Below are 15,024 nucleotides of genomic sequence, written 5' to 3'. Positions count from 1 at the left end.
TAACCATTGCCTTCAGCTGAGGTTCAGCCGGGCGCTGTCAGCTTGCCGGAGAACTGACTGAGCCTTGCAGGCGCACGGGTTTTGCATCCGCGTCACGGCCGGTGCCGATAGGCGTGAAGGTGTTGCTGATCGCGGTACGTTGCAGGGCGCTTATTCGATGGGGTATCGCTTGAAGGCTGGGTGTTCCTCAAGACGCCTGGCATGGAGTTGCAAGTGCGGGAAGGCCTCGGCGTCAACCATCGAGGCGATTTTGAACTGGCTGAAAGACCAGGCCACTGCCGCGCTGACGGCACCTTGCGTCAGGGCTTGATTCGGCGCATGGGCCAGGCGTTTTTCCAAGGCCGAGTAGGCTGCCAGCAACTGGCCGGTTACCCGGTCGAGCCAGGGCTCGTGGAGTTTTTCTGCGGGGCGCAGGTTATGTTCGTACACGACCTGTACGGTTTTCTCACAAGCGGCCAGGGCGAGCCCCGTCAATTGCAGGTCCTGGGCTCGCGCGCTGGCTGGCTGTGGCAACAGCTTTCTATCAGCCGGAGCCAGCGCTTCGAAGTAATCGAGAATCAGGCTTGAGTCCATCAACACGGTTGAATCATCCAGCACCAGGCTGGGCGCCTTTACCACCGGGTTGATCCTGGCGAATTGTTCGTAGGTGCTGAATACCGAAAGTGGCTGATGCTCAAAATCGACGCCGTAAAGATCCAGGGAAATTGCTACGCGGCGCACGTAGGGCGAGTCCAGCATGCCGACCAGTTTCATGAAGCCTCCATTTACGTCAGGGTAATTTTCAATGGGGATACTTGAGGTACTTGTACAGGTTGAGCAGTAGCTCGCAGTTCGCGAGGTGAGGGTGGCGCGGAAAGACCCTGTGGCTGGCAGGATTGTTAATTTGAGATTACTTTAGCCTGTGTTCGGGCCGCAAAATATCGATAAATATTACCGAGAAAGGTTAGGTTGGCTTACATGAGTGCATTTCCTCCCTTGACCTGCCTGCGCAGTTTCGAAGCCACTTCCCGGTTGGGAAGCGTCACCCTCGCCGCCAAGGAATTGCACGTCACGCATTCAGCTGTCAGCCAGCAGATCAAGGTACTGGAGGAGATTGTCGGGTTGACGCTATTTGTGCGCGAAGGGCGGGGCTTGCGTGTCAGCGAGGATGGGCGACTGTATGCGCTGCAGATTCGTAAAGCCCTGGGCGACATCGCCGAGGCCACTCGATTGATCCAGGCCCAGCCCAAGATGGGGGAGTTGGTGGTGGCGGTTCTGCCGTCGTTCGGCCGGTCGTGGTTGATACCGCGCCTACCGGGTTTTCAGCAGCTTTACCCGCATATCAGCATTCGCCTGCAAGCCAGCCTGACAATTTCCAACCTGCATCAGGAGTCGGTGGATATCGGCATCCGCATGGGCAAGGGTGATTGGGAGGGCGTCGAGCAAAAACTGTTGTTTCACGATGAAGTCGTGGTAGTTGCCGCTCCCCATTTCAATGGCGGACGCCTGCCGCAGACGCCGCAAGAAATCATCGACAGCCCGATCATCTACAACACTGAATCGTGGTTGCCCTGGTGCGAAGCGGCCGGCGTCAAGATGGGCGACGCGCGCAAGGGGTTATGCAGCAATGATTCCAACCTGGTATTGGAAGCCGTTCGCCTGGGGCAAGGCATCGCGCTGGAGCGACGCAGCCTGGTACATGACGCTATCGAGCGGGGCGAGCTGGTCCAGCTGTGTGACGTCAGTGCGCCGTACGCCTACCCCTATTGGCTGGTGTGGCCACCCAGGGAAAGCTCGCAAGACAAACAACGCGAATTCTCCCATTGGTTGTCCGGCGAAGTGGAACGTTACTTCGCGCAACTGAAACAAAACGCCTGACAGAGGTACTGCCCGAATGGATCTGTTTGAGCGCGACATAGGGGTACTGCCTTTTATCGAACTGACATATACCCCAACACGCCCCCTAAAACCGGGTGCTCTTCGCGAAAAGTATCAACCCCCATGCTGACCGCAAATATGAGCGACACGCTGCGGCGGTGAACCACATCCTGGGCAAGTGAGCAGGCAACTAAGCTAGGCTGTTCGCAGGATAGGCCGTCGGTATTCGCCGGCCTGAAAACAAAGGCGCTATTAATGTCGAAACATGTGCTGTTGGGCTGGACCCGTTCCTTGTGCGTGCTTGCTGCCTTGAGCGGCGCGGCCTCCATGGCCGTTGCTGCGCTGCCTGACAAAACCGCTATGGCGGCAGCGGACATGCAATCGGTGTCCCTGGCAGGCGGCAAGCTGAAGTTCGTGCTCAAAGGCGTCGAGGCCCGCACCTTGAACAGCGAGAACGGCGGCACGATGTACTTCGATCCGAAAAGCGAGCAGGCCATCATCGTTACCGAAGGTCCGGCGCCGACTGCGGGCACCACCCCGGACGCTGCGTTTCGCCTTGCCGTGGATACCTTGAAAGAAAAGCAGCAGGCCGCGTCACCCAACTTTCGCACGACTAGCGAGAAGACCATTCAGGTGAACGGCTTGAAGATGTACCGCCTGGACGGCACCGACGATTTCAACGGCCTGAAACTACTGGTGGCCTCGTTGATGACGATGAACGATCAGACGATCACCGTTATCGAAGTGATGTCCAGCGTAAACGACCCGGCCGGCCATACCGCTGCGTTGAAGAACATTCTGGGCAAGTAAACCGCAGGTTTCCGGAGGGCAGGCTGTCGGCTCCCGACGGTCTGTCCATCACAAGGAGCCCGCATGAGCTCGTGCGCAAAGCTTGCCTAACGCGGTGTCGTACTCCCCGACCCACCCGCGCCGTACGGGGGCTATGTACCCAGTTACAAACTATCGGGGTCCCCAAAGAACATCTGACTAGGCTCTAGGACAGTAGTTTCAGCTTGAAAAAAGCGAATTATGCCCCCATTTATGCCCCCAATTGCACAGGGTGTGCGAGCGATCGCGAATGGCGATTTCTGACATGGATCTGGGTGGCCGTCACGGGTATTCAGTGCGCCTCCGTATACTGGATGAGCAACCCGTATCTGGCAAATCCTTGGTCGCTCGGAAGAGGATTTGGGTAATGAGTCGACATCCTTAAGTGGAGTTGTCGGGTCTGTCTCTCTGCACCTATCCTGAAATTGACCCGCGAGATGCTCGTGCTCTGCGTGATGTTGCCAGGGCTCTGGTCGTGGGTCTCGATAGCCCGGTGGACACCGAACCTCCCGCCTCAATTGGCCGCCAAGTCGGCTGACAACGAGGGCGCTCAGGTTGAGATATAGAGGGGACGCCTTACCTTCGCTATTCCTGGCCAGTTAAGCCGTTGGGCCAGGTCGCTGATCAGTCGTTAGGTAAGTGCAACTGCACTTCCATGGCGTCATGAAGGAGTCGGACGACCTCGATCACGTCGTCATTTGCCAAACGATAAAATACGACGTGGCGTGGGCTTTTGACCGTTCCATGGGGATGTCTGGCCTGCTGGCGTGAATAGGTGAGATGATAGCTGCGAAGGCCCGGTGCAAGCTCATCGCGGTCATGGCTGCCAATGCAATAAGGCGTGTCGGCAAGCGCTTGCAGCGCCGCGAGGATCAGCGCCTGGTAGCGCTGGCGTGCTTGATCGCCGAACTGCGCTTGGGAGAGCCTGAGGATGTCGACAATGTCGGCACGCGCCGCGTTGGAAATCCGATACTGCGGCATGCTCAGTGTTTCTCTCGCGCGGGGAGGGTGGCCTCCAGGCTCAAGCCCTCGAGGTAGTGCTCCAGATCTCCTTCGTTCACCTGAGTAAAGCGCCCGTGCTCAAGGTCCATGATGCCGATCGAGGTCGCCTGACGCAGGGCCTCAATTTTGGCGGTATCTTCGGCGACGCGTTGCTCCAATAGCCTTAAGCCTTCTCGCATTACTTCGCTGGCATTTTGATAACGGCCGGACTGGACCAGGTCCTGGATAACCTGTTCTTGGTGAGGGGTGAGCACAACGTTTCGCGTCGCCATCATTAGCTCCAACTCTGGGCAAACATATTGTTTCGAACGTTGGCATATTATGCCATTTTACATAAAAGCAGGGAGTTTAGGATTTGTACCTGACGAACTGTAAAGTGTGGGGTCATCCTTTGCGCCGAACAGATGGCCCGGACTGTAAGCGCACAAAGTCCAAGCAAGGCTGTCGCATGCGGGACGTCGTGGACAGCTTAATTAGTGTGGGCCTCGGGCCTTCAGTTTTGCCAAACCTTGTTTGATGTGTCCGGCGTTCTCTCCAATCGTTTGTAGCGCGCCGCGGATATTGTCGCCTGTGTCCGTCGTACCCTTGCGCTCAATCCACAACGTCAACTCCATCACCGCCGCCTCTAAGACGAGCTGGTTTTGGTACAGACGCTCAAGGACATCAGGCAGTGAATATTCAGTGGGCATTGTTTCGACTCCAATGAAGGAGCCGAAAGCGTAGCAGCGGGGGAGGCGGATGTCCTGAGCCACCCGTGAGTTAAGTGCATGAAACGGTTTAGAGTGAGGGCCAGCATTCGCCAAAAACTGCCGTTGCGACAGGCAGCAGACGGCCAATAGCAGACAGATCGTTCTACAGCCTCGGCGCTTTGTATCAGCCAGCAGAGCACTAGCGCAGAGAGGAAAAATACTGAGTAGGCGGTTTACCCAGTGCTTTCTTGAACATAGTGATGAATGCATTAACAGAGTCATATCCCAGGATGCCCGCCACACGTTGCACGGATACCCCCTCCGCCAAATGACTCAGTGCGATCATCAAATGCAATTGTTGACGCCAGCGTCCGAAGCTCAGCCCGGTCGTGCTTTCTACAAGCCTGGCCAGCGTTCGTTCACTGGTTGCAAGCCGAGTGGCCCACTCGCGCAACGTGGTTCGGTCGCCTGGATCTGAGAAGAGCGTATCCGCGATTTGTTTGATCTTGGGGTGGTCTGATATCGGCAAATGCAGCTCTTTCAGCGGGGCATCGGAAAGCTGCTCAAGCAGCACTGCAACCAGCCGAGCTGTCTTGCCCTCGGAATGGTAAGCAGGTTCCTGTTCAGCGAGATGCAGGACCATCTCCCGAACAAGGGGCGTAATGGCAACCGTGCAGCATTCTTCAGGCATGGCTGCCGCACCGGGCTCAACGAACAGAAAGCAGGTCCGGGCGTTTTCGGTCACTCGGCAACTGTGCGGCGTGCCGCCCGGGATCCATACGGCGTGCTGGGGAGGGACAAGCCAGAGTGCATTTTGCACCTCACAGCTCACTGCGCCATGCAAAGACAGGATGAGCTGGCCTTTGCGATGATCATGCGGACGGGCACCCGAATCATTGAGGTCAGGCGCAACCTTGAGGGCAATCGCTGCCTGGGCGAAAAGGTCTGAATCGAAATCTTCCGGCGAGAAAACGACATTTTTTGAGCTTGGCATAATTTAGATATCAGGTGTCTTGATATCTATATTAGCCGGTTCTGAAGTTCTCTACAGTTGTCTTCTTTTAAGAGGACAGATAAAGAATATGTCAGATACAAAAAACAAGTGGCATGCCATCGCGCTCGTCGCAGGCATTCTGCTTATCGCCGTGAACCTGCGCGTTCCCTTTACCAGCATCGCGCCCGTTTTGCCGCTGATCCAGAATGATTTTGGCTTGAGCGCCTCAGCTCTAGGCCTGCTTACTTCACTGCCATTACTTGCCTTTGCAGCCTTCTCCCCGCTCAGCGCATCGGTCGCCCGCAGGTTCGGCATCGAGCGCACGCTTTTCGGTGCACTGTTGGTCATTTCAGCGGGCATCCTGCTCCGCTCCGCAGGCAGCGCATGGGTGTTGTACGCCGGTACGATATTGATAGGCACTGGGATCGCCCTGGGCAACGTGCTGCTGCCCGGCCTGATCAAACGCGACTTCTCGACAAAAATGGCGTCCATGACCGGCGCTTATTCCATCACCATGGGTGCAGCGGGCGCTGTCGGTTCAGCCGTAATAGTTCCGCTGACCCAATCATGGGGATGGCCGATTGCCCTGAGTTTGTTGGTCGCAGCCCCGTTGTTGGCGCTGGTGGTGTGGCTGCCGCAGTTGAAAAAACACGAACACGTAAATCTGTCAGGTCCGAAACAAGCGCCAACCGTGGCCGTCTGGCGTTCGCCGCTGGCATGGCAGGTCACACTGTTCATGGGGCTGAACGCGATGCCTTTTTATGTCGCCGTCGGCTGGCTGCCGACCATTCTGATGGACCATGGCATATCCCCGGAGCAAGCAGGCACGGTACACGGCACGCTTCAACTGACGACGGCCATTCCCGGCTTGATTCTGGCGGCCACGCTTCGTCGTCTCAAAGACCAGAAACTGGCAGCCGCTACCGTCAGCCTGTTAACCGCCTCATCCCTGATCGGGCTCATTTACGCGCCAGACTACGCCATGTTGTGGGCCGCGGTCCTGGGCTTCGGCTATGGTGCCAGCATGATGCTCGGCCTGACCTTCATCGGCTTGCGCACAAAAAATGCCGGTGACACGGCGGCACTTTCAGGAATGGCGCAGTGCGTCGGCTACCTGATGGCAGCCGCAGGCCCCTTGCTGCTGGGCCAACTGCACGACTGGACCGGTGGCTGGACAGGACCGCTGCTGATCACAGCCGCAATCTCCGTAGCCGGAGCATTCACCGGCATGCTGGCCGGGCGCAACGTTCAACTTGAATCTGCTGAATCATCGTCGCGAACAAGCCCAGCAATCCAGTCAGCGAATGCGCTCACAGCTGGCGATAAAAAGCGCTGATGCGGGTATAGCAGGTGAACAGGAACCGATGCGGGCTGCCAGTCAGCAAGCACTTCGACCAGTCGCCCTTCTCGCAGATGCTCGCTGACCACGTTCTCAGCGAGCTGCACCAGCCCGAAGCCTTCAAGGCACATTTTGATGTAAAGCCCAGTCTCGTTGACGGCCGCTGTGCCGTTCACCGGGACTGAGATTTTTTCGGTACCACGGGCAAAGCGCATTTCACCTGCTTGCCTTGCGCGGCCCGAGAAGTAATGGATGGCCCGGTGGTGAGACAAATCTTGCGGATTTTGCGGAGTGCCGTTCTCTTCGAGATAGGCGGCAGACGCACAGGTTACCCAGCGAAACCGACCGAGTGGGCGCGCAACGAGCGTTGAGTCATCGAGCTCGCCTGTACGAATAACGCAATCGACACCCTCTTGAACCAGATCAACCTGCCGATCGTTGACGCCTATCATCAGGTAGATATCCGGGTAGCGCCTGTAGAAGTCTTGCAGGTTTGGCATGACGATGAAGTGTGCAATGCCACCCGGCATATCGACACGCAAACGCCCCTGTGGCCGTTTTACGGAATCCGTCAGGCTGGTCTCTGTGTGTTCGATCAGCTCCAATATTTCCCGGCATTGCGCCAGATATTGTGCGCCCTCAGAGGTCAGGCTGACCCGACGCGTTGTTCTGTTCAGCAGGCGTACCTGCAAGTACTTCTCAAGATTTTTAACGCTGCTGGTAACTGTGGAGGCCGGCAGAGAGAGCGTCTGCGCCGCCTGGATAAAGCTTCCTGCTTCAGCCACACGTACGAAAACCTGCATCGCTTGAATACGGTCCATGACTGTTAGCAGCCTCAAAGCAGTGATCGGGTAAAGTCGTTATTATTCGTAGATATTGAATAATAAAAACAGTTTAACCATCTTTTTCCCGCAGTATCGCATTGCGTACATTGCTTCCAACGAAATTTGAAGAGGTGTACAGAAAATGGCTGAATATAACCGCAGCATTGTGCAGGCCCCGACCGCTCAGGCCGCCCGCACCCTTATCCGCGGCGCCACTGTGCTGAGCATGGACGGTGATATCGGCAATCTGGCGCGCGGCGATATCCTTATCGAAGGCAGCACCATCACGGCCATAGGTGAAAACATCGAGGCCGGCGACGCTATGGTTATCGAGGCATCCGGCATGATTGCCATGCCCGGCATGGTCGATACGCATCGTCACTCCTGGGAGGGCCAACTGCGTCGAATCAATCCGAATGCCGAAACCCTGGAAGACTACTGCAACGCAACGCACTTCTCGTTCGCCAAATACTATCGCCCGGCTGACATGTATATTGGCAATCTACTGACTGCATTGGGGTGCATCGATGCGGGCATCACGACCGTGGTCGATAACTCGCACAACAGCCGCACCGGCGCGCACTCCGACGCCGCGGTCGAGGCGCTGCTCGATGCTGGTATCCGGTCTGTACACGCCTCCGGTGCGCCAGTTTCTGGTGAGTGGGACAAAGCCCACTGGCCCGGCAACCTGGAGCGTCTCCAGGGGAAATACGTCAAGAACGGTGACAACCCGCTGCTCTCGCTGGCGGTAATGGCGCAGCTGGAGCCTGAGCTATGGGCTGAGGCCCGGCGCTTGGGGCTGCCTATCATTACCGAATTCTTCGGCGGGGACATGGCAGCTGAGTTGGAGGGTTTGCATCGCGAGGGTCTGCTGCGCCCCGATAACATCTTCAACCACTGCACAGCGCTGCCGGACGCCGGCTGGAAAATCATTCGCGAGGCTGGCGTGCGGGTCAACGTATGCCCGCGTTCAGATGCCCACTACGGCATTGAAGATGGAATGTTCGCCATGCAGTCGGCCCAGCGTCACGGCATCAGCCCGGGGCTGAGTGTCGATAACGAAACCTCCTATAGCGGTGACATGTTCATGGAGATGCGGGTGGCGTTCTACCTGCAACGCGTCATGGGCATGCACCAGCAGCGCTGCTGCGGCGCAGAGCATCATCCGGTGACCCTGCCGGCTCATGGCCTGCTCAAAGCCGCCACTCTTGACGGCGCCACCTGTGCAGGATTGCAGGACAAAGTCGGCACCCTGACCCCCGGCAAACAGGCCGACCTGATCCTTATCAATGCGCAGGACATCAACCTTTACCCGTCGGGTAACGCATTCGGCACCGTGGTACACGCGGCCGAACGCAGCAATGTCGACACGGTCATGATTGGCGGGCGCATCGTCAAGCGCGGCGGCAAGGTGCTGGGCGTGGACAGCGAAAGGCTGCGTGCAGCAATCGACGAATCCCGTGAGCATCTGTTTGCTGCCGCAGGCTACCAGCCGGATATTTTTGCCGAGACATTCATGCCGCTTGAGTCAGCCAAGTAAGGAGGCGCGAAATGAACGCAGCTTACTACCTGCTGGCCATCGCCGCGGGGCTTGGCATTACCCTGCAGACCACGCTGAATGGTCAACTCGCTAAAGGTGTGGGTGGAGATTCCGTAGCGGCGGCGCTGTTCTCATTTACTGCCGGAGCGGTGTGCCTGGGCGTCTTTTCATTGATGCGTGGCGGGATAGTGGCCTCACTGGCGGCTATACCTGCCCAGCCCTGGTGGAGCCTGCTGGGCGGTCTGCTGGGTGCCGGTGCCTTGCTTAGTTATGTGGTGCTTGCGCCAAAAATCGGCCTGTCAGCCCTGCTGGGCCTCGCTATCGCAGGTCAGATTATCTCCTCACTGGTTATCGATCATTTCGGATTGATGGGGGCATCGGAAAGGCCGGTGTCTCTCATCAAGTTGGCCGGGTCGATGGTGATGCTCGCAGGACTGGCCATCGCCCTGTTCGGTGACAGGTGGTCAGCGCTTTTCTCCAACTGACTGCCTTGTTTGCCCCATCCTGTTTCGTAGGACGCAACCATGTTTAAAACCCTAAGCGGCACCACCAGTCTTCTTGGCGAGTGCCCTGTCTGGTGTGAAAGAACGGAACGCCTGTTCTGGACCGATATCCCTGGTTGCGAACTGCTTGCTCTGGACCCCGTGAGCGGTGAAGTACAGCACTGGCGAGTGCCCGAGCCGCTGGGGTCGTTCGCCCTTACGACCAATACAGACGTATTGCTAATGGGATTGGCCTCCTGCCTAGGTTATTACAACCTGAGTACTCTTCGCTTCACCAAAATTACCATCACGCCTGGAGTACCCGGAACCCGGGTCAATGATGGCCGCTGCGACCGTATGGGCAACTTTGTGTTTAGCACTATGGATGCCGGTGAGGCGGTGCAAACTATAGGGCGATTTCACCGGTTCAATGCCGCGACGCTCAAGACTGAAACGCTGGACCTTCCCGAAGTGGCGATCCCGAACAGCATCTGTTTTAGCCCGGACGGTTCCACCATGTATTACGCGGACTCCCTGCAAGGATGCATTTTCTGCTGCGATTACCCGTCGCTAGAAAACCAGCGTGTATTCACTACAGTCAACGGTCAGGGTGCTCCAGACGGTTCTTGTATTGATGCGCAGGGCTTTCTCTGGAATGCGGAATGGGGCGGTAGCAGAGTCGTGCGTTACGCGACTGACGGCAAAGTTGACAGCGTGATCGACTCCCCGTGTATTCAGACCACTTGTCCGGTGTTAGCGGGACTTGGTTATGAAACGCTTTACTGCACCAGCGCACGGATAGGGCTGGATAAGCCGGCAGATTTCGATGGCACGCTGATAAAAGCCGAAGCCGTTTTAGCTGCCGGATCCCCTGAAGAGCGATTTACAGGACGACTGCACTGAATAGTAGGTTCTAGCCTGTCGCGCCGTTCTGAATGCCAACTTGGTAGACGCGTATGAATGACCGCTTCTGGCCGATTTATGCCTGTTGCGAAGGGCCGCTTTTGGCCGATTTCTGCCTGTCGCGACCGGTTGAAACCGATATCGTCGCGACGATTCAGCCACAAAATTTTCAGCTTTTACGCAATGCGCCTCCTCTTTTGCTGTCTGTAACCCTGACTCCGCAAAAGGAAAGGCTTCATGTCGATACGCCCTCTGCTCTGCCTGCTTGCATTGCCGTTGTTCGCAGGCTGCCAGTTTTTGCCCCATACCAACTACTTTACCGCGCCCGAAAACGAGCCCAACCCTGCCTGGGTACGTATCGTCGACTACACGCAGCACGCCGAAATTTACCAATACGAAAACGGCAAACGTTCGGGCGGCGCCGTTCGCACCGGCCCCCTGCCGTTCACCCACACACAGGACGTGGGCATGCCAAAGGCAGGGCAAGACCTTACATGGGACTATTACGAAACGCAGATCCGACCCGGTATCGAAACGCAAGTGGATCTATTCTGGGAGGGGACACGCACTCGTTCCTGCTATGTCTCGACTAAGTTCACGCCCCAAGCCGGACGCTATTACCAGTTCAGGCTGACATCCGGCTCATCAGGCAACTGTAGGTTATACGCATCACTGATCGAGCGCGACAAGGAAGGAAGCGGTTGGCATCTCACGCCAAACCCGCAGGTGACCTATAACGGCGATGGACCGACGGCCAAAACCCATTACGAGAACAGCCGCTTTGAGAACCCCAATTATCGTCCACCCGCGGATCTCTATCCGGGGATAGACGTTTACTAAACAGGTAAACGACTACAAGGAATCGTTGATTGGCTAGCGCAAAATACTTCCGAATGATCGGTGAGCGAGCCTCAGAGGATCTGTTTGCATGGTCGGCATTTGTCGTGCAAACAGAATTCCTATGGCAAGACACGGCGTCAGTCCAGGACGCCGTCGCTTGGCAGCGTGTTTGGTTCGAGCTGGAAATACTCAACGGGCTTGCATTGGCGCAATGGGAGGATGAGGGAAAGCCTGATAACTGGTCGTGCCGCTGGAACGCCGACTATCGACAAGAAGCGGCGGTCCTGGCGAATGAGTTGTTGGAGCTGCTGTGCGATGCAGTCTGTTCAAAACATGCCGAATAGAAACTCGGCTGCTCAATGAACCTTTGTCTTTGGGGACTTGTCATTACGAAAATGGGCATGACCCGGTATATCCGGCTAGACCTGTCGCAAGGTGAGTATATGGAAGACATAGATGATTTTAGATTTAGATGCCACGAGCTACTAGTTGAGCTTGATGCCGCCAATACCAAAATGATGATGATGGTGGTCTCGAAGAGAGTTTCAGCGCCTGATTGGGATGAGGAAGTCAAAAAGCATCATGAAGCATACAAGGCCTGGAACTCTTTTCTTCATCCCGTTACCGTCCCTCCAGACGATCAGCATTAGTTCTTATTAAGTGGCCAGAAGGTTCCCGAACAATGGGGCTGGGCACGACCAAGTGTTGTAAATGCTTCTATCGTATCGAGCCGGAATCAGTCTGGGGTATCGCCATTGCCAGCTTTGAGTCGAAAGCGGCTTTTAGTAAATGGCGGCTAATGGCCCAGAGTGTGTAAAAACGCTTCACCAAAATTTAAGTGTCCGCGTCTACGTCAAATCTGAAATTTATCGGTACGTCAGCAGATGTGGATTTTGCGTAGAAACGCGATTTTCGGTTCGGTTTTGAGTACCTGTCGCGCTCAAAAACGTTTTTCCACAGCCTCGGCCAAAAGCAGCCATTCATAATCCCTTAAGGTATAGGGATGCTAACCTCGCTAGGCCAAACTGAGGCAAGGCACCTGAGAGATTCCGGGGATCAAAAAATGGAAGAAACACTCTCCTCTACATTTATGCGCACCAAAGGGAAGCCCATAAGTTTCAATGGAAAAACTATCGTTGCGATAATGGAGATCAAGATCACAGAACCCAGAACCGTCTTTTCAGTTCGTCGATTGGGCGCTACGAACGGTCGAGTGCAAGGATTGGCATTAAAGATGATGGGCGGGCAAATCGTCGTCGAAGGCTCTGGCAACGGCTGTCCCGAAATAGTTTTGTGGTCTGATACCAGTCCCGATGCTTTGGAGATAGAAGTGTTTTCTAAAGGTGGAAACGTTCTAAAAATCTGGAACGTCTGGAAGAGCGCTTTTGGCATGAATGCATGGGTTGGCAATGCTGGAATTCACGTCCACGGGACCGATGGCACGATGACGTTGGAATGTAGCGACGGGGTGGGTGATGTCGACTTCTCCGATTATGTGGTTGTTGTGGAAAAACGATAATGCACGGAGTTATGTCGGCTTTGGGTCGACTCCCGCCCATAGTGAACGGCGGAGGTCGTTCAAACCCCTAGCCAAATACACTGTCGCGAAGATCGCACTCAAAAATTTTGGTGCAAGTGTGCAGCCAAGGAAAAGGGAGGATTCATGAGTCTTGATCTGTGCTTGGAAGCTGATAGTACGCTCACAATTTCGACGCTGAGCAAGGCAGTTGCGAATGCCGGTGCTTGGGAAATAGAGGTCGCAGGAAATGGGCTATACGCTGAATTTACCTCGGGACTTAAATTGAGTACCAATGACGTACTCGATGCCCCTACGATTTATGCTGAGAATACAATGGGTATCGACTTCCCTGTCGCTGTGCGTTGCACCATCAGAATTAAAGGGCCCGAACCAGAGGGGGAGTCGGCTATGGAAGATCTGAATAAAATCGCTCGGTCCATATCTCAGTCGTGTTCGGCTTTCTTTCTTATTAGCTTTCAGTTCGAAAAAACCTTGTACTGGCGGGATGCGACAGGGCTGCATCGTCCTTGAGGTAGGTGCCTGCGCGTCCTCTTTCAGACATTTCCGAATGGTGTTTTTTCGGACGAAAACGCCCCTGAATTGAGGAGCTGCTTTTGGCCGATCTCTGACTGTCGCCACCGTCAGCTTTGGGTCGGTTTCAGCCGGTCGCGACAGGCAGAAATCGGCCAATAGCAGTCATTGCTTAGGCGCTGAATCGGAGGCTGTGGACACGTGAGGTGATGAGGATTCGAATCTCTCCTTCACCGCCAAATTGAAAAAACGCAAGCCCCTGATTTTCCTAGAGAAAGTCGGGGGTTTGTGCTTTTTGGCGTCCAAAAAATAGCCTCATGGGACCGCCATGGGACTGGCGCGCTGTTTTGGTGCGAAAAAATGTGGCTCACTGATGACGCTTACCAGGGCATATTCGCGCTTTGGACCGATCAGAATTTCCTATAACCCAACTCTCAACGGAGCGGAGAAGAATGGATCAGCAGCAATGGAATGAGCGGGCAAGCGATGTAGTGAATGCGCACGCCAAAGAGATTCAGGAGTTAAAGGAATTTCAGCTTCATCTCGAAAGAGATAAAGATGCTGACCTGTTGATGCAACTGAATGAAAAGCAGATGGCGGGCGCAACCAATTACACAAATCTCCTATTGGTCGCTGGGTATGCGGGCCTGTTTGGTTTTTGGTCCACTTTGTCCACGAAACTCCCACCCATGCTTTACGCGCTTTGCGGGCTCCTCGGCTTACTGTCCTTGATGCTCTTCATATCATGGGAAATCATCAAAATGATCTGGGGAAGTATCCATATGGCCAGAACAAACGCGATGATTGAGAGCATGAGAGGGCCTAAACTTCTACAACTGTTTCTTGCATCTACGAAAAAATTTCAAATTCGTTCCCAGCGGGTATGGTGGATTTTCTTAATCCCATCTTTGATTAGTGGGCTTAGTGCTGGCTTTCTTTTAGTGGGTTTTTTCTGCTATCAGCTATGGCAAGCATTCCAATGACGCGCATGACAAACAGAAAGGACCCTTAGAAATGATGATGACCCGCACATATCACCCCTTGGCCCAAGTGCCCGGCGCGCTGCCGGTTACGGTCACGGTAGCCATCAACTTTGTGCAATTCGACGTGCGCAATCCAGATATCAGCCTACGTGCCCCGTTTGAGCGAGTGCGTATCGAGTCCGCTACCTTTGGTGGGGTTGCGGTGTGCAAGGTGAGCGGCGAGGCTGGCGATAATCAGTTCTGGCAGGTGACGCTAAACACCGAGGACGGTGCCGAGCTTGCCGGAATGATTGCCGAGGCGCGCACGGCCGCGCAGAGCCTGTAGAAAGCAACCCCCACCATGAGTACGACTGATACCCGGAGTACGAGCATGTCAGTAGAAGCAAACCCAGGCGTTACTTACCTGATCGAACAGGCGAATAAAACTAGCGTGGACGCAAAGCTCCAGCCCATTTATGCGGCCCTGGCGGAAGCCGGAGGCGTAGCTGCCCAGCAGTACCTGATCAGCGTGGCAAACAAGACCAGTGTGCAGGCGAAGTTAGAGCCGCTGTATGCCTTGATCGGTCGGGCCAGCCGTACCTGATTACCAATAACGCCGCTTATGTTCAAAAGGCCCCTACACTTGAAGCCAGTGTGGGGGCTTTTTTGTGGGCCGGTGAAAACCAGCCCCCCCTGCGCTGGTAGACCAACCCC

At 55.4% G+C, this 15,024-nt stretch carries 20 protein-coding genes; 14 read left to right on the top strand and 6 right to left on the bottom strand.

Going from position 1 to position 15,024, the window contains the following annotated elements; translation table 11 throughout:
* Positions 1-150: 150 nt before the first annotated feature.
* Positions 151-753, bottom strand: coding sequence for a glutathione S-transferase (locus AB4N98_RS27505; RefSeq protein WP_460149127.1), 603 nt, complete (start codon positions 751-753; stop codon positions 151-153).
* A gap of 204 nt (positions 754-957) precedes the next feature.
* On the opposite strand from AB4N98_RS27505, the gene AB4N98_RS27500 reads away from it, so the two are divergent.
* A complete protein-coding gene (locus AB4N98_RS27500) occupies positions 958-1,857 on the top strand; it encodes a LysR substrate-binding domain-containing protein (protein ID WP_068931823.1) in 900 nt (299 codons plus the stop codon).
* A 255-nt stretch (positions 1,858-2,112) separates the two neighbouring features.
* Entirely contained in the window at positions 2,113-2,667 is a 555-nt protein-coding gene (locus AB4N98_RS27495; protein WP_017529085.1) for a DcrB/PsbP domain-containing protein, read from the top strand.
* Between the two features lie 642 nt (positions 2,668-3,309).
* On the opposite strand, the gene AB4N98_RS27490 is transcribed toward AB4N98_RS27495, so the two are convergent.
* The 4 genes from AB4N98_RS27490 to AB4N98_RS27475 all read right to left on the bottom strand — a co-directional run bounded on the left by AB4N98_RS27490 (position 3,310) and on the right by AB4N98_RS27475 (position 5,370).
* Positions 3,310-3,666, bottom strand: a complete 357-nt coding sequence (locus AB4N98_RS27490) for a type II toxin-antitoxin system RelE/ParE family toxin (protein ID WP_058426049.1) — start codon at positions 3,664-3,666, stop codon at positions 3,310-3,312.
* A 2-nt stretch (positions 3,667-3,668) separates the two neighbouring features.
* A complete protein-coding gene (locus AB4N98_RS27485; RefSeq protein WP_027605753.1) occupies positions 3,669-3,959 on the bottom strand; it encodes a type II toxin-antitoxin system ParD family antitoxin in 291 nt (96 codons plus the stop codon).
* Between the two features lie 201 nt (positions 3,960-4,160).
* Entirely contained in the window at positions 4,161-4,376 is a 216-nt protein-coding gene (locus tag AB4N98_RS27480; protein ID WP_137220386.1) for a hypothetical protein, read from the bottom strand.
* A 199-nt stretch (positions 4,377-4,575) separates the two neighbouring features.
* Complete coding sequence (locus AB4N98_RS27475) at positions 4,576-5,370, bottom strand: AraC family transcriptional regulator (protein WP_460149126.1); 795 nt, start codon at positions 5,368-5,370, stop codon at positions 4,576-4,578.
* A gap of 88 nt (positions 5,371-5,458) precedes the next feature.
* On the opposite strand from AB4N98_RS27475, the gene AB4N98_RS27470 reads away from it, so the two are divergent.
* Complete coding sequence (locus AB4N98_RS27470) at positions 5,459-6,706, top strand: MFS transporter (protein ID WP_122811446.1); 1,248 nt, start codon at positions 5,459-5,461, stop codon at positions 6,704-6,706.
* On the opposite strand, the gene AB4N98_RS27465 is transcribed toward AB4N98_RS27470, so the two are convergent.
* Complete coding sequence (locus tag AB4N98_RS27465; RefSeq protein ID WP_015371104.1) at positions 6,619-7,530, bottom strand: LysR family transcriptional regulator; 912 nt, start codon at positions 7,528-7,530, stop codon at positions 6,619-6,621. The two genes, AB4N98_RS27470 and AB4N98_RS27465, sit on opposite strands and share 88 nt — an antisense overlap.
* Before the next feature lie 145 nt (positions 7,531-7,675).
* Between AB4N98_RS27465 and AB4N98_RS27460 the strand changes: the two genes are divergently transcribed.
* From AB4N98_RS27460 to AB4N98_RS27410, 11 genes are all read left to right on the top strand, one after another.
* The gene (locus AB4N98_RS27460) at positions 7,676-9,073 is read left to right on the top strand and encodes an amidohydrolase family protein (RefSeq protein ID WP_053139078.1); all 1,398 of its coding nucleotides are present in this window, start codon (positions 7,676-7,678) and stop codon (positions 9,071-9,073) included.
* An 11-nt stretch (positions 9,074-9,084) separates the two neighbouring features.
* Positions 9,085-9,558 carry a DMT family transporter gene (locus AB4N98_RS27455; protein WP_015371102.1) on the top strand — a complete coding sequence of 158 codons (474 nt, stop codon included), beginning with the start codon at positions 9,085-9,087 and terminating at the stop codon, positions 9,556-9,558.
* A 39-nt stretch (positions 9,559-9,597) separates the two neighbouring features.
* Positions 9,598-10,458: an SMP-30/gluconolactonase/LRE family protein gene (locus AB4N98_RS27450; protein ID WP_065883888.1), complete on the top strand. Its 861-nt coding sequence runs from the start codon at positions 9,598-9,600 to the stop codon at positions 10,456-10,458.
* Between the two features lie 237 nt (positions 10,459-10,695).
* Complete coding sequence (locus tag AB4N98_RS27445; protein ID WP_015371108.1) at positions 10,696-11,298, top strand: hypothetical protein; 603 nt, start codon at positions 10,696-10,698, stop codon at positions 11,296-11,298.
* Between the two features lie 29 nt (positions 11,299-11,327).
* Entirely contained in the window at positions 11,328-11,642 is a 315-nt protein-coding gene (locus tag AB4N98_RS27440; protein ID WP_015371109.1) for a hypothetical protein, read from the top strand.
* Positions 11,643-11,741: 99 nt separating this feature from the next.
* Entirely contained in the window at positions 11,742-11,948 is a 207-nt protein-coding gene (locus AB4N98_RS27435; RefSeq protein ID WP_460149124.1) for a hypothetical protein, read from the top strand.
* Positions 11,949-12,361: 413 nt separating this feature from the next.
* A complete protein-coding gene (locus tag AB4N98_RS27430) occupies positions 12,362-12,817 on the top strand; it encodes a hypothetical protein (protein ID WP_174556999.1) in 456 nt (151 codons plus the stop codon).
* Between the two features lie 144 nt (positions 12,818-12,961).
* A complete protein-coding gene (locus AB4N98_RS27425) occupies positions 12,962-13,348 on the top strand; it encodes a hypothetical protein (protein WP_017530034.1) in 387 nt (128 codons plus the stop codon).
* Between the two features lie 452 nt (positions 13,349-13,800).
* Positions 13,801-14,331, top strand: a complete 531-nt coding sequence (locus AB4N98_RS27420) for a hypothetical protein (protein WP_103451589.1) — start codon at positions 13,801-13,803, stop codon at positions 14,329-14,331.
* 34 nt (positions 14,332-14,365) lie between these two features.
* Complete coding sequence (locus AB4N98_RS27415) at positions 14,366-14,656, top strand: hypothetical protein (protein WP_137220385.1); 291 nt, start codon at positions 14,366-14,368, stop codon at positions 14,654-14,656.
* 45 nt (positions 14,657-14,701) lie between these two features.
* The gene (locus tag AB4N98_RS27410; protein WP_103451591.1) at positions 14,702-14,914 is read left to right on the top strand and encodes a hypothetical protein; all 213 of its coding nucleotides are present in this window, start codon (positions 14,702-14,704) and stop codon (positions 14,912-14,914) included.
* The last annotated feature ends 110 nt before the right edge of the window (positions 14,915-15,024 follow it).

It is taken from the genome of Pseudomonas sp. S3_E10 (genome assembly GCF_054667615.1).
The sequence above is the reverse complement of the archived record's forward strand: the minus strand, read 5'-3'. Positions and strand labels throughout refer to the sequence as shown.

What these genes read in the sequence shown, in the direction of transcription:
- AB4N98_RS27465 (WP_015371104.1), bottom strand. Translation starts at nt 7,530, where the DNA reads ATGGACCGTATTCAAGCGATGCAGGTTTTCGTACGTGTGGCTGAAGCA.
- AB4N98_RS27455 (WP_015371102.1), top strand. Translation starts at nt 9,085, where the DNA reads ATGAACGCAGCTTACTACCTGCTGGCCATCGCCGCGGGGCTTGGCATT.
- AB4N98_RS27430 (WP_174556999.1), top strand. Translation starts at nt 12,362, where the DNA reads ATGGAAGAAACACTCTCCTCTACATTTATGCGCACCAAAGGGAAGCCC.
- AB4N98_RS27470 (WP_122811446.1), top strand. Translation starts at nt 5,459, where the DNA reads ATGTCAGATACAAAAAACAAGTGGCATGCCATCGCGCTCGTCGCAGGC.
- AB4N98_RS27495 (WP_017529085.1), top strand. Translation starts at nt 2,113, where the DNA reads ATGTCGAAACATGTGCTGTTGGGCTGGACCCGTTCCTTGTGCGTGCTT.
- AB4N98_RS27480 (WP_137220386.1), bottom strand. Translation starts at nt 4,376, where the DNA reads ATGCCCACTGAATATTCACTGCCTGATGTCCTTGAGCGTCTGTACCAA.
- AB4N98_RS27415 (WP_137220385.1), top strand. Translation starts at nt 14,366, where the DNA reads ATGATGACCCGCACATATCACCCCTTGGCCCAAGTGCCCGGCGCGCTG.
- AB4N98_RS27490 (WP_058426049.1), bottom strand. Translation starts at nt 3,666, where the DNA reads ATGCCGCAGTATCGGATTTCCAACGCGGCGCGTGCCGACATTGTCGAC.
- AB4N98_RS27500 (WP_068931823.1), top strand. Translation starts at nt 958, where the DNA reads ATGAGTGCATTTCCTCCCTTGACCTGCCTGCGCAGTTTCGAAGCCACT.
- AB4N98_RS27460 (WP_053139078.1), top strand. Translation starts at nt 7,676, where the DNA reads ATGGCTGAATATAACCGCAGCATTGTGCAGGCCCCGACCGCTCAGGCC.
- AB4N98_RS27420 (WP_103451589.1), top strand. Translation starts at nt 13,801, where the DNA reads ATGGATCAGCAGCAATGGAATGAGCGGGCAAGCGATGTAGTGAATGCG.
- AB4N98_RS27435 (WP_460149124.1), top strand. Translation starts at nt 11,742, where the DNA reads ATGGAAGACATAGATGATTTTAGATTTAGATGCCACGAGCTACTAGTT.
- AB4N98_RS27475 (WP_460149126.1), bottom strand. Translation starts at nt 5,370, where the DNA reads ATGCCAAGCTCAAAAAATGTCGTTTTCTCGCCGGAAGATTTCGATTCA.
- AB4N98_RS27445 (WP_015371108.1), top strand. Translation starts at nt 10,696, where the DNA reads ATGTCGATACGCCCTCTGCTCTGCCTGCTTGCATTGCCGTTGTTCGCA.
- AB4N98_RS27425 (WP_017530034.1), top strand. Translation starts at nt 12,962, where the DNA reads ATGAGTCTTGATCTGTGCTTGGAAGCTGATAGTACGCTCACAATTTCG.
- AB4N98_RS27410 (WP_103451591.1), top strand. Translation starts at nt 14,702, where the DNA reads ATGTCAGTAGAAGCAAACCCAGGCGTTACTTACCTGATCGAACAGGCG.
- AB4N98_RS27450 (WP_065883888.1), top strand. Translation starts at nt 9,598, where the DNA reads ATGTTTAAAACCCTAAGCGGCACCACCAGTCTTCTTGGCGAGTGCCCT.
- AB4N98_RS27485 (WP_027605753.1), bottom strand. Translation starts at nt 3,959, where the DNA reads ATGGCGACGCGAAACGTTGTGCTCACCCCTCACCAAGAACAGGTTATC.
- AB4N98_RS27505 (WP_460149127.1), bottom strand. Translation starts at nt 753, where the DNA reads ATGAAACTGGTCGGCATGCTGGACTCGCCCTACGTGCGCCGCGTAGCA.